The sequence below is a fragment of the Mitsuokella apri genome, from assembly GCF_051886055.1.
Classification (GTDB): domain Bacteria; phylum Bacillota; class Negativicutes; order Selenomonadales; family Selenomonadaceae; genus Mitsuokella.
The window spans coordinates 25,235-39,890 of record NZ_JBJEXT010000042.1; the positions used below are offsets into that span (position 1 = coordinate 25,235).

The following is a 14,656-nucleotide window of genomic DNA, read 5'->3' on the forward strand; positions in this document are numbered from 1 at the left end:
AGAGCCCTGATTCTCTTTACTGCTGGTCCGGAAGCTGCTCTTCCTTGATGATCAGGCGCAGCGGTCCGAGTGCATCCGTATTGCCGCGTGCATAGGCGGAAAGCACGACCGTACCGTGCATGCCGTTAATCGCATTGACCACTTCGTAGAACTGCGCACCGTCCATGACGCCAATGGAGCCGCGGATCGGGTCCGGCAGGATGCCCTTGGCCGAAGCAGCCGCATTGATTTCCTTCAGGAAATTCATGACAGCCTGTTCCGCTTCCCCGTTATTCGTGCCCTTAAGCTGAATCGGACGCGCGAGGATGAACTCGCGGTCCTTATAGATGACGCTGTTCTTGTAGAGCTCAAGCGAGGCGCGGACTTCTTCCCCGCGCACGAGATTGCCGGCAGCCACGATGCGCACAACCATATCCTGCGGACTCTTGGCAATCGTCTGCACAGCCGATTCATACTCCGGCTTGTAAATCCAGACATCCTTATCCGAGACATTCTGGTTCAAACGCGTCGAGACATTGCGGCTGGCCAGCTGAGCAAGGGCCTGCAGGTCCTTATCGACTTCGGCAGCCGGACGGTTGCCGCGGATGACGCCGCTCGCGATGACTTCGCCGGCACGGAAGACAATATCGCCTTCGCGGATGGTAATGAGGCCGTCACGCAGGTCTTTATTGCGTTTTTCAAGGTCCTGATTGTCCGCCGTCAGACTGGCGTTGCGGCCCGTAAGTTCCTGATTCTTGCCAGTAAGAGCCGTATTCAGGCCCTGCAGCGAGGAATTTGCCGAGGCGAGCTGGCTGTTCTGCTGGCCCAGCTGACTGTTCTGCGCCGAGAGCACATCATTGCGCTGCATGAGTTCAGCCTTCGCGAGTTCGAGCAGGCGGTTGCCCTCCTGCAGCCGCTGAGACTCGGCCTCGAGTTCCTGCTGCTGCTGTTTCAGCGTCTCGACGTCCTTGCGCGACTGGTCGAGTGCGTCATTGGCCTCTTCCTGCTGCTGCTGCGCCGTCTGCAGGTCGGCATTGGCCTGGTCGAGATTAGACTGTGTCGTCTTCATCTTCTGGTTGAGTTTTTCCATGCCGAAAAGTGCCGTACGCACGTTCTGCGACGCCGCAGCCATGACGCCGAACGTCAGGGTTGTAATGCATACGCCCGTGAAAATCGTAACGATGATGGATGTATGACGCGGACGCAGGCCGAAAATCGAAAGCTTTTTCTTACCTACTTTCGAGCCGAGGCGGTCACCGATAAACGCAATGGCTCCACCCGTGATGATGAGGACGACGATGAGAAGGACACCATACATCCTGTATTTACCACCTTTCCTGAAAAAATCCAACAATAAAAATACTGATACAGCCTGCCTATGGGTCAGCGCGAAGCCCTGCGTATGAGGATAAAGCCCGCGATAAGGCCGACGATGTTCGGAATCCAGACCGCGATGATCGGCGCAATGGCTCCGCTTCTTGCCAGAGCATTGCCCATCGTCATCAAAGCATAATAGAAGAAAATGATGATAACACTCATGGCAAAGCCGGCAGACGAGCTGTTTCTCGTTGGCTGCAGTCCAAGAGGAACGCCGATGAGAGCGAAAATCAGGCTGGCCATCGGCACGGTGACACGCTGATAGAGCTCTGCCTCAAGCTTATTCGTATCGACATACTGCGACTTCATGATGTTGATCTGGGCACGCAGTTCTTTCATCGTGAGTTCCTCAGGATCCTTCTGCTCGCGCACGATCTGTTTTGGGCTCGCGTTGATCGGCAAGACCTGCGTATCAAAGCGCATGCTGTGCTCACTCTGCCCCTCCGAGATATCGTAGAGCATGCCGTTGTGCATGACCCATTTATTCATGCTGAATTCTGCATACTCAGCATTCTCAACGTGGCTGACCTTGCCATCGCTGTTGAAGTCCTGCATCGTCACACTCTGCAGGGTCTGCGTGTCCGCATCATAGCGGCGTGCATAGACAAGCCTTTGAATCTGGCCGTCCTTGATATCCTTGAGAATAATGTGCTCCTGCGATTTCATGCCGTTGTTGCCCTGAATTTCATAATAGAGCACGTTGCGGTAAGCCGTGTTAGCCCACGGGACGACGTATTCATTGAAGGCAATCGCACCGATGCTGACTAAAAGGCCCATGAGAATGGCCGGTGCCGCGATGCGGTAAAAACCGATACCGCATGACTTCATGGCAGTAATCTCGCTCGAGCTCGACAGTCGGCCAAAAGTCAAAAGCGTTGCGAGCAGCATGGACATTGGAAATGTCCACATGACGACGGACGGCAGGCCGAAAACAAAAATCTTGATGACGGCGGAAAGCGACGCGCCGTAGTCCGTGATGTACTTGGCAATCTTGAAGAGCGTACCGGAACCGATGAATACAGCGGAGAATGCGCAGATGCCAAAGATGAAAGCCTTGAAGACTTCCCGAAATATGTACTTGTCTAAGATTCTGATATGCATTGCTGATTCTCCGTTACAAGGTGAAATTATCGCCAAGATAGAACTTCTTGGCAATCGGGCTGTTGGCAATCGTCTGACTGTCACCCTCCAAAAGGATCTTGCCGCTGTTCAGGATATAGGCACGGTCGACAATCTGCAGCGTCTCGCGGACGTTGTGGTCCGTGATGAGAATGCCCATGCCGCGTTCCTTTAAATACTGCACGATTTCCTGAATATCGGCAACGGCCAGCGGGTCAACGCCGGCAAACGGCTCATCGAGCAGGATGAACTGCGGCTCAAGTGCCAGGCAGCGGGCGATTTCAACGCGGCGGCGCTCGCCGCCTGAAAGCTCCGTGCCCTTGCGCTCGCGCACATGGCCAATATGGAACTCTTCGAGGAGTTCCTCGAATTTATCCTTCTGTTCCGCTTTGGAAAGCTTGGTCGTCTCCAGGATGGCCATGATGTTTTCCTCTACCGTGAGTTTGCGGAAAATCGAGGGTTCCTGCGTGAGATAACTGATGCCGAGCGCCGCCCGATGATACATCGGCTCTTCCGTGATGTTGATGTCCGAAAGGAACACCTCGCCGGATGTCGGACGCTCCAGTCCGACAATCATATAGAATGTCGTCGTCTTGCCCGCACCATTCGGACCGAGCAGTCCTACAATCTCTCCCTTATCCACGCGCAGGGAAACGCGGTCCACGACCGTGCGCTTCTTGAATTTCTTTACCAGATTTCTTGCCTCGATATGCAAAATCGTGCCCTCCAAAATACCCACAGATTATCCTAAATCCATCTCTTTATTGTACCTTAGCTGACCCGTCGTTCGCAAGATAAATCGTCATGCGGTTGCTGCGCATCGTATTATTTTCCTGTACAGCCCAGGCATTGCCTGTGATGACGGCTTTGCCCTGTTCCTTGCCGTAGTAATCCATCTGGTCGCCGCCAGCTTCCATGGCTCTTGACGGGCTGACGACATGGGCATTGCCCTCGCCGATATAGTGCTCATCCTTAAGCCAGCCGTAAATGCGGTCAGCCGTGAACGTGTCATCTCCGCTCGTCAGCATGCCGCCGCGGTCAATGACGATGTAATCATTCTGCTGCGGGAAATAATCCACCTGCTCACCCGAGAAGGTCTTATCATCGCGCGTACCGTGAACATTGCCCGTGGCCATCATGTGTTCCTGACCATCCGACATCAGATGATCGCAGGTTAGGCGCGTTCCCTGATAAACAGCGATGACATTGCCATCGACCGTAGCGGCCTGTGTCTTGGAATTATAGGTAGCACGGGCGCCCGTGACCTTCGAATCGCCGCGCGTCAGCAGTACATAGCCTGTAGCCGTGGCCTCGCCCGTCTTCATATCATATTCCAGCGTATCTGCATCGAGCGATGCCGGCACACTGTCTTCTGCAGCATAAATTGTTCCCATCTGCAGGGACAGAGCAGCCGCAATCACGGCAAGCATGCCTTTCATTTTCTTATTCTTCATTATTCTGCCCCCCTGCCAGTTTTTCGATATGTGCTTTGCCAGAAATCTTGACTTTATTGAAACCATCCGTACTGTCGATGCGGTCACCCCAGGCTTTGATGGTATCATTGGATACCTTTGCCTGACCAATGGCAGAAAGCATTCCTTCCTTCGCTGTCCAAAGCAGTTGGTCGCTCGTAAGCTTTGCCCCATCGCTTGTCGTAATCGTGACATCACCGTCAATCTGGATGTCCTTTGTTTCATTATTATAAGAGCCGTGCTCCGCCGTTACCTCGGCAGAACGGCCGTCAGCCTGATAAAAATGACCCGTAATGCCTGTCATTTCGGCATTTCTCGAGTCGATATCGACTTCGATATGGTCCGCCGTGAGGTCCCAGATCTTGACACCATCTTTTTCCTCGCTGATGGTATTGTTGTCATACGTCATGACGCGCGGCTGGTCATTCTGCGAATTATCGACTTTCGGTGTCTGCGGCACCGTGCGTACCGCCCAGATGACCACACAGGCAAAGAAAATGAGGCCCAGTGCCACCAGGGTTTTCTGCTTGCCATTCATTTTTTCTCTTCCTGCCCCCTTACCGTATGATGCTTGCCGAGCTTCTGCTGTTCCGGCTTTGTGTTCCAGCGTTTCTGGAACCAGAGCCACTGCGTCGGGTTGTCACGGATAATCTGTTCAACAATTTTGGTCATGCGGGCTGTAAAGTCCAGCAGGTCCTTATCCGTATCCCCCGTATCATGATACCGCATGACCTCGCCGACGACAACCTTATGTTTGCCATTTGGCTGACGCAGGATGAACGCCGGCACGACCGGCGAGTTGAACTTGCGTGCAAAAACAGCAGGTCCCATCGGCGTAGCCGCAATCTTGCCCAAAAACGGCAGGAACGCGCCGCCAGGCCCCGCATCCTGGTCCACGAGAAAGCCGAGGATCTTGCCGCTCTTAAGAGCGCGCGCCGCAGCGATGAGCTCACTCGTACCGCGCGAGAAAATCTCAACGTGGATCGTCTTGCGCAGGTCATTGAGTGCATAGGTGTACTGCATATTCGGCTGCGGCTTGGCAATGGCCGTGACCGGCAGTCCGTTTAAGGTAAAGGCAGCAGAAAGCCACTCCCAAGTGCCGATATGGCCGGTGATAATGGCCACGCCATGACCTTCTGCCAAGGCATCCTTCAGGCGTTCCAGATGATCAATCTCGATGTAATCGCTAAAATTCTTTTCATTGAGATGCGGCATGTAGAGGATTTCCAAGACATTGCGGGCAAGATTGATGAAGGATTCTCTCACAAGATGACGGGCCTTGGCTTCATCGATGCCGAGAGCCGGCATCATCTGCGCAACAGCGCGCTCCCGCTCCTTCTTGATGAGAAGATAGTAGAGATTGCCAAGTACCCAGCCAATGGCCATCAACAGCCGGTAAGGCGTGTGGCAGGCCACTTTGCTCAGAAACATCACGAGTTTATACTGCATGGAAAATGCCTCCAATGTCTTTCCTAAAATTACTGGGCGAGACCATCCATATGCTCAGGAGCCTTGAACCCTTCCAAAAGCATCTGCCATTTTCCCTGAGCTTTGAGAATGAATTCGATGATTTCCCGCACAGCACCGCGGCCGCCCGGATAGGCGGAAACGATTGCGGATATTTCGCGTACTTCCTGCACGCCATCGCCCACGGCTGCAGGGAAGCCGACCTGCCCCATGATGGGCAGGTCGACGAGGTCATCGCCAATATAGGCGATTTCTTCATCTTTAAGGCCGGTACGTGCCTTGAGTTCCTTATAGGCTTCCCGCTTATCGAGATTGCCCTGGAACACCTCGGTGATATGAAGCTCCTTGGCACGGTATAAAAGCTGCTTTGACTCACGGCCGGTAATGATGGCGGTCTTGAGTCCTGCACGGTGACAAAGCGTGATGCCGAGACCGTCGCGGCAGAAGAACGGTTTAAAAAGCTCGCCTTCCGCGCCGATGTAAATGCCGCCATCTGTCAGCACGCCGTCGACATCAAAGATGATGAGCCTGACTTTTTTAGCGCGTTCGCTTGCGTCTGTCCGAAGTTCCATATCAAACAACCCCCTGACGCAGAAGGTCCGTCAAATGGACAATGCCAACCGGCACACCCTTGTCATCAATGACGGGCAGAACCGTAACAGGACGCGGTTTATGCTTCTCCATAACGGAGAGGGCCGCCGCTGCCATCTGCTGCGGTGCAATCGTCAAAGGCTCCGTGAACATGATCTTCTCCACGGCCTCATCAAGGAATTTATAATCTTTGGCGAGCGCGCGGCGGATGATGCCATCGGTTATGAGACCGACAAATTTGCCGTCATCATCAACAACCGAAACAGCACCGAGGCCCTTGTCCGTCATGACGAACAGAGCATCCTTGACCGTCTTGCCGCAGTGAATAAGCGGATTATCCTTGCCCGTATGCATGACGTTCTCGACTTTGAGCAGCAGACGGCGTCCAAGGGCACCGCCCGGGTGGAACATCGCAAAATCCTGACTCGTGAAATTGCGTTCCGACATCAGGGCCATGGCAATCGCATCGCCCATGGCAAGCGTGGCCGTCGTGCTGGCCGTCGGCGCGAGCCCTAACGGGCAGGCCTCACGCTCCACGCTGATGTCGATAAAATAATCACAGAATTTGCCGAGCTGTGATTCGCGGCGTCCGCACATGGCGACAATCGTCGCCCCGATGCGGCGGATAATCGGCAGGATGTTGACGATTTCCGTAGACTCGCCGCTGTTGGAAATCGCAATGACGACATCGTTTTCCGTGACCATGCCGAGGTCACCGTGAAAGGCTTCCGCCGGATGCAGGAAAAAAGACGGCGTGCCCGTGCTGGCGAGGGTCGCCGCAATTTTGCGGCCAACGTGTCCCGATTTGCCCATGCCCGTCACGACAACGCGTGCAGGGCAGGCCAGAATGCAGTTGACAACATCGACAAATTCACTGCCGATGCGGTCTTTGAGGGCAAGGACTGCCTTTCCTTCGATATCGAGTGTCTCAATGGCTCTCGCTTTGATGCTGTTTTCGTTGCTCACGCTGCTCCTCCTCATGCCTGATGACGAATGACCTTATGGATGGCAAGAGCATCCTTCAGGAGATCTTCGAGTTTATCGAGATAAACCATGTTGGCACCGTCTGACAAAGCCTCTTCCGGATTGTCGTGCACTTCAAGGAAGAGGGCGTCAATGCCGACGCCGGCGGCCGCGCGCACGAGGTACTCGACGAATTCGCGGTTTCCGGAAGACGTCGTGCCGTTGCCGCCCGGCAGCTGGACGCTGTGCGTGCCGTCAAAAACGACCGGATAGCCGAAGCTGCGCATAATCGGCAGGCTGCGCATGTCGACCACGAGATTATGATAGCCAAACGAAGCACCGCGCTCCGTCAGCATCATCTGCTCGCAGCCGCATTCGTGCAGTTTATCGACAACATTGCGCATATCCTCAGGCGCGAGGAACTGCCCTTTCTTGACATTGACGACACGGCCCGTCTGAGCCGCAGCATGCAGAAGATCCGTCTGACGGCAGAGGAAGGCCGGAATCTGCAGGATATCTGCGACCTTGGCAGCGGGCTCCGCCTGCGTCGTCTCGTGAATGTCCGTCACGATGGGGACATTCAGCGTCTCCTTGATTTCCTGCAGCATCTCAAGACCTTTTTTGAGGCCCGGGCCGCGGAAACTATGATAAGACGAACGGTTTGCTTTATCAAAAGAAGCTTTGAATACGTAATTGATGCCGAGACGGCCGCAGATTTCCTTGATCGTGCGCCCGATGAGCAGGCAGCGGTCCATGCCTTCAAGGACACAGGGACCGGCGAGGAGTGCCAGCGGCTCGCCTTCACCGATCATGAAATTTCCAACCTTGACCTTATTCATACGATTCACCTTCCACTTTCTGTGCTAAAAAATCTTCTGCTTCTCATATTTATTTTTCCATCATCTGACGGTAAATCTCGTTGACCTTAGCGAGGTCTTCCGCCGTATCGACGCCGACGAAACGGTACGGCGTCTTGATGACCTTGATGCGATAGCCATTTTCCAAGGCCCGCAGCTGCTCGAGGCTCTCAGCATGCTCAAGAGGTGTCTCTTCCATCTTGGCATACTGCAGCAGGAAATCCCGCTTGTAGGCGTAAATGCCGATGTGCTTGTAAACGGGCGTGCCCGTATGGCGCGGGTACGGCAGCAGCGAACGCGAGAAGTACAGGGCATAGCCCTTCCTGTCCATGACCACCTTGACATTGTTGGGGTTCTTTGCCTCTGCCTCATCCGTGATTTCCGTGCAGACCGTTGCCATCTGCAGGTCGGCGTCATCATCGAACGCAGCGGCGAGTTCATCAATGAGGGCCGGCTCAATGAGCGGTTCATCGCCCTGCACATTGATGATGAGGTCGACATCCGGATATTTCTCTGCCACTTCTGCCAGGCGGTCCGTGCCCGTTGGATGGTCCTTACGCGTCATGACGGCCCTGCCGCCATTTTGCACGACAGCCTCCAAAATGCGTTCATCATCGGTCGCCACCAGGGCAGCCGATACACGCTTAGCCTGTGAAGCTCTATCGTAAACACGGCAGATCATGGGTTTGCCGGCAATATCCTTGAGCGGTTTGCCCGGCAGGCGCGTCGATGCATAGCGCGCGGGAATGACACAGAGAACATTCATGGACTTTCTATCCTTTCTATTATATATAGAAGAAAATGAGATTTCAACGGGGGCCGAGGCGTTCTGCAAGGCGCTGCTTCAACATTTCATGGAGGCCTTCGCTGCCCTTCTGGAACGTCACTTCTACGCAGATAACATAAATCGGGATGGACCATTTCTCACGGGCTACGTCCGCCGGAATCTTAACGGCATCTTTCTCCGTGATGACGATGGCCTCTGCGCCGGCATTTTCAGCCTGCTGGAAAATATCGGTCATCTCCGACATCGCATAATCGTGATGGTCCGGATAGCGCAGGCTCTCGATGATGACAGCACCAAGGTCGGAGAGTGTCTGTTCAAACGAAGCCGGATTGCCGATAGCCGAAACCGCCATGATGCGCTTGCCGCGCATTTTTTCAACATCGATACCCTCACTCGCAATATTGACATACCATTCCGTCAGCGGGATAAAGCAGCGCGGCTGGTGAATGCTCTCGACAATACGGGCTTCCGGATTGTAGCGGTGCACCGTCTCGCGGATGTAATCGCACGAGCCCGCTGCTGCCTGGTCCACCTTGGTCATCAGGCAGATATCGGCCCTGCTGATATGCGAAATTGGCTCGCGCAGCGTGCCGCGCGGCAGGATGTAGCCATTGCCAAAGACGTTGACCGCATCGACGAGCAGGATGTCAAGATCCCGCATGAGCTGCCAATGCTGGAAGCCATCGTCGAGGATGGCAACTTCCGCGCCGAAATGCTCCATCGCGTAGCGGCCTGTCTTGGCGCGCTCCGCGCCGATGAGCACGGGAACTTCCGGCAGATGCTTTGCCAGCATATAGGCCTCATCGCCGGCTTCAGCCGCATCCATATGCAGTCTCTTGCCGTCCGAAACAATGCCAACTTCGCCATGCCATTTGGCACGGTAGCCGCGGTTGAGGATGACGACGCGGTAGCCCATGTCGCGGATATCGCGCGCAAGGCGCTGAGCCGTCGGCGTCTTGCCCGTACCGCCGACCGTGACATTGCCGAGGCTGATGACGAAGCAGTCGAGCTTTTTTTTCTGGAACACGCCGTATTTGTAACCGGCGAGCTTGATATTGACGAGCAGGCCGTAAATCAGTGAGAACACATATAGGATGCCCATGATGATATTCGGGAAGAAACCATCTACTTCCTTACTATGTACAAGGTCGATGAAATAGGTCTGGAAATTCGTGATTTTTTGCGTAGAACGCACGTGATGGCGGTTTTCGGGGCTGCTCTCATAGGCATCGAGCATCTGATGGAGCAGAATGGCCGATTTGCGCGAAGCGCCCTTATTCTCCCGCACGATGGCGCGCGTTTCTTCTTCCATGCGGTGGCGGTGATCCGGTTCATCAAAGAGGCGCGTAACTTCCTTGGCCAGCTCGTCGCCGTTGTGGACCGTAATGCAGGCATTGCGGTTCTTGAAAAGAGCGTATGTATCTTTGAAATTGAACATATGCGAACCGACGATGATGGCCTTGCCATGAGCTGCCGGTTCCAGAATATTATGGCCGCCATGCGGCACAAGACTGCCGCCGACGAAGACGACATCGCCGATGCTGTAGACCTTGCCGAGTTCGCCAATCGTATCGAGGATGACAATATCTTCATTGTGCGAAGGCTCCTTCTGGAGCGTTGTCCTCGTCGTCACAGTGAACCCCGCCTTGCGGCAGAGATGGACGACTTCCGTCGTGCGCAGGAGTTCACGCGGCGCGATGACGAGGCGCGCGTGCGGATGCGTTTTGCGCACAGAAGCAAAAGCCTGCAGCACAGGGCCTTCCTCGCCGCGGTGAGTCGAGCCCGCCAGAAAGATGCCATCGTTTTCTGTCAGGCCCATATCCTCAATGATTTTTTGCTTTTCTTCCGGGCTGACGTCCGTATACGTCTGGTCAAACTTCGTATTGCCCGTAACGGTCACGAGCTCCTTCGGTGCCCCGAGGCGCATGATGTATTCCGCATCGATCGGCGACTGCATGGCAAAGAGCTTGACCGTGCCGATCATGTCGCGCAGCAGACTGTGCAGATGCTTGTACTGCTTGACACTCTTGTCGCTGATGCGGCCGTTGACCATCATGACCGGTACATGAATGCGGCGCGCCGTGCGCAGGAAATTCGGCCAGAGCTCCGTCTCGACCGGCAGGAATACGCGCGGACGGATGCGGCGCAGTACATGGCCGGCCAGCCACGGCAGGTCCAGCGGGAAATAAATGATGGCATCAGCATCCTTGATGATGCGGTTGGCCATTTCATAGCCGCTGGTCGTGACAACCGAGACGAGAATCGGGCTTTTGGGAAATTCTTTGCGGAATTCCTTGATGAGCGGGCTCGTCGCCACGATCTCACCGACAGAAGCCGCATGCACCCAGATGCAGTCCTTCTTCTCCACTTTATCAAGGGCGTGTTCCGGGAAGAAGCCAAAGCTCTGACGGATGCGTTCGACAAAGCCCTTCTCGCGCACCGAGCGGATCATGAACATCGGGATCACGAGGATCACAATGATGATGGCCGCTATATTATAGAGTAATTGCATAACCTCTTCCCTTCTTAAACGTTTTTCTTACTGAACTGGATGTTGTAGAGATAACTGTAAAGGCCGCCGAGCTTCAAAAGCTCCTCATGCGTGCCGTGCTCCTTGATATGGCCGTTGTCGATGACGTAAATCTGGTCGGCATTGAAAATCGTCGAAAGGCGATGGGCAATGACGAATGAGGTACGGCCGACCATGAGTTTATCGAGAGCTGCCTGTACAATCTTCTCGCTTTCCGTATCGAGAGCCGATGTGGCCTCATCAAGAATCAGAATCTGCGGGTTCTTGAGGATGGCGCGCGCAATGGCCATGCGCTGACGCTGACCGCCCGAAAGGTTCAGGCCGCGTTCGCCGATTTTCGTTTCATAGCCGTTTGGCAGCTCGCGGATGAAGGCATCGGCATTCGCCGCCTTGGCAGCCGCTTCGACTTCCTCATCTGTCGCATCGAGGCGGCCGTAGCGGATATTCTCGCGGACCGTCGTCGAGAACAGCATGGTCTCCTGCGGCACAATGCCGATCTGTTCGCGCAGGGAAGAGACCGTCACATCGCGGATGTCAAAGCCATCGATGGAAATGGAACCCGACGTGACCTCATAGAAACGCGGGATGAGGTTCGCAATCGTCGACTTGCCGGCGCCGCTCGGACCGACAAAGGCAATCATCTGGCCCGGTTTTACTTCGAGGCTGACATCGGAAAGTGCCGGCACGCCCTTCTTATATTCGAAGGAAACGTGGTCGAAGACGACATGGCCTTTGACTTTCGGCAGCTCCTTGGCATCCGGCTTATCCGTGATTGTCTCTTTGAGGTCGATGACGTTGAAGACGCGGTCGACGGCGGCCATCGCCCGCTGCAGATTGCCGTAAACGCGCGAAAGGCGCTTGACCGGGTTTGCCAGATTGACAGCATATGTGAGGAACGCAACCAGCGAACCGGCTGTCATCTGACCATTGACGACTTCATAACCGCCGAACCAGATGATGACCGTAACCGAGATGGCCGCGAGAAACTCAACGGACGGCGTCAAGAGACTCGTGAGCTGAACATTCTTCATGGCTGCCTGAAAGTTGAGTTCGTTCTGACGGCAGAAGCGTTTGATTTCGTAATTCTCACGTACGAAGGACTTGACGACGCGGATAGAAGAAATACTCTCCTGCAGCAGCGACGTGATATCGGCCATGCGTTCCTGAATGACCGTACCGTTGCGCTTGATCTTACGGCCAAAAATCTTCATGGCCTGCCCGACCAGCGGGATGATGACGAGAGTCAGGATCGAAAGCTTCCAGTCCAGCACAATCATCATGACAAGAGAGCCGATGAGGATGGACCCTTCTGTGACCATCTCAATGAGCTGGTCGACGAGGGCCGACTGGATGGCTGCGACATCATTCGTAATAAAGCTCATGACCTCGCCCGTCTGATGGCGGTCAAAATAGGCCATCGGCATGCGCTGAAACTTGCGGAACATGACCTCGCGCACATCGATGATGACTTTCTGGCCGATGAACGAGACGAGATAGGACTGACCGTAAAAAAAGATACCGCGCAGCAGGAAAACCACGACGATACCGACGCAGATGAGATTGAGCATCAGCATATCTTTTTCGGCCAGCACTTTATCGATCATGTCCTTGATGATCCATGGCAAATAAAGGTTCGCTGCCGCTGCCATGATGATGCAGAAGATGGCCAGTATGAGCTGCTTGACATATGGCCGCATATATTGAAGCAGCCGCTTATAATTCTTCATGTTGTTCTCCCGAATTTCGTTTTCTCTCTGCGGCCGCTAAGATTTTTGCGGCTACCCGTTTGGATGCACCCGGCGGCCCCAATTTTGCACAGGCCTCCCGAAGTTTCGCCGCCGTCGCACCGCGTGCCGGTGCCCCGCGATAGAGGCGGGCCAGCTCGCGCGCGATGCGGTGCGGCTCCACTTCATCCTGCAGGAGCTCCGGCTGGATGGTCTCATCGAGCAGGATATTCGGCAAAGTGAAGTGCCTGACATGCACGAAGGCACGGCCAATCATATAGTTGAGCGGTGCCAGCCGGTAAAGTGAGACGCAGGGCAGTCCCATGAGGGCTGCCTCCATGACCACGGTTCCCGAAGCTGCTGCTGCCACGTCGGCAAGTCCCATGAGCGCATAGCGGTTTTCATGTGTCAGCCGGACTTTAACATCATGCTCTGCCACCATGCCCTCAATCAACGCCTCATAAGCAGGAGCTGCTACGGGCAGGAAGAATTTCGTATCGGGCCGCTGCGCCTTTAAGAGTTCTGCCGCCTTCAGCATGGCCGGCAGCAGCATCGTGATTTCCTGACGGCGGCTGCCCGGCATCAGCAGGACGGCATGCTCGTGTTCATGGATGCCGAAAAATTTTCTCGCCTCGTCTTCGGGCAGCTCCGCCTTGACGGTGTCGACCAGCGGATTGCCGACAAACGAAATATTGGCGCCAGCCGCTTCATAGACAGGCAGCTCATGCGGGAAAATCGCGACGAACTCATCGGCAAGAGCCGCACATTTTTTTGCTCTGCCCTTGCGCCAGGCCCAGGCCGACGGCGGAATGTAGGAGAAGACCGGTATGCCGAGCTTCTTAGCGCGTTTGGCAAGTCTCCAGTTAAAGTCCGGATAGTCGATGAGGACCAAGAGGTCCGGCCTCTCTCTTTCCATGTACGCAGTCAGGTCATCAAGGAGTTTCAGGATGCGCCGGAGATTCTTGATGACCTCCCAGACGCCCATGACATTGTAATCCGCAAAATTGCGGAAAAGCCTGACACCTGCAGCTTCCATCCTTGCTCCGCCAAAGCCGACGAGCTCCGTCTCCGGGGCCTGCTCATGGATGGCTCTGGCCAAACGTTCTCCGTGCAGATCACCGGAAACTTCCCCTGCGGACATCATGATTTTCATCCGAACCCCTCCTTTCCTGCAAAGACACCGAAAAAATAACAGTCCATAAGAAAAGCCGAAAAGACGCGTGGATACCAGCATTCCTGATTCCGCCGCGTCTCACAATCACGTACTTACATGGCTGCAATCGTTATATTATTGGCATCTGCCAGTGCAAGCATCTCCTCACGCTCTACCAGAAGCGTCTTGTCTGCCTCGATGGCCAGCGCCGTTGCACCGACAGCGACCATGCTCTTGATCGTTTCCAGACCTACGGTCGGCACGTCAAAGCGGTCGTCCTGCTGCGGCTTGGCAACTTTTGCCACCACAGCGCCGCCGCGCGCGAGTTCGCCGCCGCGGCGAATGCAGGCATCCGTACCCTCAATGGCCTCAAGTGCCATGACAGCCATATTTTTGACAACAGCCGTCTGGCCGACATCGAGACGGCCGATTTCCTTGGCCATGCGGAAGCCAAACTCCATGTCCTTGCGCTCTTCCGGTGTCGGTTCACGCTTGGAGATTACACCGCGATGCGGCATCAGACGGCGTATCAGGGCCGTCTGATCAAAGGCCTGCATGCCGGCTTTCGCGAGTTCGCGGACAAACATCATCATGATGGTATCGTCCTTGCGGTCCGGCAGTTCCATGATGAGCTTCA

Annotated in this window: 14 protein-coding genes; all 14 read right to left on the bottom strand. The window is 54.9% G+C overall.

The features are described from left to right. Positions 1–16: 16 nt before the first annotated feature. The gene (locus ACI4OH_RS06540; protein ID WP_435721484.1) at positions 17–1,297 is read right to left on the bottom strand and encodes a DUF3084 domain-containing protein; all 1,281 of its coding nucleotides are present in this window, start codon (positions 1,295–1,297) and stop codon (positions 17–19) included. Positions 1,298–1,362: 65 nt separating this feature from the next. Next, positions 1,363–2,457, bottom strand: coding sequence for an LptF/LptG family permease (locus ACI4OH_RS06545; RefSeq protein ID WP_439784433.1), 1,095 nt, complete (start codon positions 2,455–2,457; stop codon positions 1,363–1,365). Between the two features lie 13 nt (positions 2,458–2,470). Continuing rightward, positions 2,471–3,190: an LPS export ABC transporter ATP-binding protein gene (gene lptB / locus ACI4OH_RS06550; protein ID WP_432646014.1), complete on the bottom strand. Its 720-nt coding sequence runs from the start codon at positions 3,188–3,190 to the stop codon at positions 2,471–2,473. 46 nt (positions 3,191–3,236) lie between these two features. After that, entirely contained in the window at positions 3,237–3,929 is a 693-nt protein-coding gene (locus ACI4OH_RS06555; protein WP_432645981.1) for an LptA/OstA family protein, read from the bottom strand. Further along, positions 3,919–4,485 carry an LPS export ABC transporter periplasmic protein LptC gene (gene lptC / locus ACI4OH_RS06560; protein WP_432645982.1) on the bottom strand — a complete coding sequence of 189 codons (567 nt, stop codon included), beginning with the start codon at positions 4,483–4,485 and terminating at the stop codon, positions 3,919–3,921. The genes ACI4OH_RS06555 and lptC overlap by 11 nt, the downstream gene beginning before the upstream one ends. Next, the gene (locus ACI4OH_RS06565; protein ID WP_432645983.1) at positions 4,482–5,396 is read right to left on the bottom strand and encodes a lysophospholipid acyltransferase family protein; all 915 of its coding nucleotides are present in this window, start codon (positions 5,394–5,396) and stop codon (positions 4,482–4,484) included. The genes lptC and ACI4OH_RS06565 overlap by 4 nt, the downstream gene beginning before the upstream one ends. Positions 5,397–5,425: 29 nt before the next feature. Then, the gene (locus tag ACI4OH_RS06570) at positions 5,426–5,986 is read right to left on the bottom strand and encodes a KdsC family phosphatase (protein ID WP_435721488.1); all 561 of its coding nucleotides are present in this window, start codon (positions 5,984–5,986) and stop codon (positions 5,426–5,428) included. 1 nt (position 5,987) lies between these two features. Next, entirely contained in the window at positions 5,988–6,971 is a 984-nt protein-coding gene (locus ACI4OH_RS06575) for a KpsF/GutQ family sugar-phosphate isomerase (protein WP_435721489.1), read from the bottom strand. Between the two features lie 11 nt (positions 6,972–6,982). Further along, a complete protein-coding gene (kdsA, locus tag ACI4OH_RS06580; RefSeq protein WP_432645986.1) occupies positions 6,983–7,807 on the bottom strand; it encodes a 3-deoxy-8-phosphooctulonate synthase in 825 nt (274 codons plus the stop codon). A gap of 49 nt (positions 7,808–7,856) precedes the next feature. Then, positions 7,857–8,591 carry a 3-deoxy-manno-octulosonate cytidylyltransferase gene (kdsB, locus tag ACI4OH_RS06585; RefSeq protein WP_435721491.1) on the bottom strand — a complete coding sequence of 245 codons (735 nt, stop codon included), beginning with the start codon at positions 8,589–8,591 and terminating at the stop codon, positions 7,857–7,859. Between the two features lie 43 nt (positions 8,592–8,634). Next, positions 8,635–11,124 (bottom strand): tetraacyldisaccharide 4'-kinase, encoded by a 2,490-nt coding sequence (gene lpxK, locus ACI4OH_RS06590; protein ID WP_439784434.1) that lies wholly within the window; start codon positions 11,122–11,124, stop codon positions 8,635–8,637. 14 nt (positions 11,125–11,138) lie between these two features. Continuing rightward, positions 11,139–12,869 carry a lipid A export permease/ATP-binding protein MsbA gene (msbA, locus tag ACI4OH_RS06595; RefSeq protein ID WP_432645989.1) on the bottom strand — a complete coding sequence of 577 codons (1,731 nt, stop codon included), beginning with the start codon at positions 12,867–12,869 and terminating at the stop codon, positions 11,139–11,141. Further along, positions 12,856–14,019: a lipid-A-disaccharide synthase gene (gene lpxB / locus ACI4OH_RS06600; RefSeq protein ID WP_432645990.1), complete on the bottom strand. Its 1,164-nt coding sequence runs from the start codon at positions 14,017–14,019 to the stop codon at positions 12,856–12,858. The genes msbA and lpxB overlap by 14 nt, the downstream gene beginning before the upstream one ends. A gap of 113 nt (positions 14,020–14,132) precedes the next feature. Then, positions 14,133–14,656: LpxI family protein (locus tag ACI4OH_RS06605; RefSeq protein ID WP_439784435.1), on the bottom strand; the 524-nt coding region annotated here is incomplete at its 5' end.

Bases quoted from the DNA above. Each gene is read 5' to 3' on its own strand.
- ACI4OH_RS06540 (WP_435721484.1), bottom strand. From the start codon at position 1,297: ATGTATGGTGTCCTTCTCATCGTCGTCCTCATCATCACGGGTGGAGCC.
- ACI4OH_RS06545 (WP_439784433.1), bottom strand. From the start codon at position 2,457: ATGCATATCAGAATCTTAGACAAGTACATATTTCGGGAAGTCTTCAAG.
- ACI4OH_RS06555 (WP_432645981.1), bottom strand. From the start codon at position 3,929: ATGAAGAATAAGAAAATGAAAGGCATGCTTGCCGTGATTGCGGCTGCT.
- lptC (WP_432645982.1), bottom strand. From the start codon at position 4,485: ATGAATGGCAAGCAGAAAACCCTGGTGGCACTGGGCCTCATTTTCTTT.
- ACI4OH_RS06565 (WP_432645983.1), bottom strand. From the start codon at position 5,396: ATGCAGTATAAACTCGTGATGTTTCTGAGCAAAGTGGCCTGCCACACG.
- ACI4OH_RS06570 (WP_435721488.1), bottom strand. From the start codon at position 5,986: ATGGAACTTCGGACAGACGCAAGCGAACGCGCTAAAAAAGTCAGGCTC.
- kdsA (WP_432645986.1), bottom strand. From the start codon at position 7,807: ATGAATAAGGTCAAGGTTGGAAATTTCATGATCGGTGAAGGCGAGCCG.
- kdsB (WP_435721491.1), bottom strand. From the start codon at position 8,591: ATGAATGTTCTCTGTGTCATTCCCGCGCGCTATGCATCGACGCGCCTG.
- lpxK (WP_439784434.1), bottom strand. From the start codon at position 11,124: ATGCAATTACTCTATAATATAGCGGCCATCATCATTGTGATCCTCGTG.
- msbA (WP_432645989.1), bottom strand. From the start codon at position 12,869: ATGAAGAATTATAAGCGGCTGCTTCAATATATGCGGCCATATGTCAAG.
- lpxB (WP_432645990.1), bottom strand. From the start codon at position 14,019: ATGAAAATCATGATGTCCGCAGGGGAAGTTTCCGGTGATCTGCACGGA.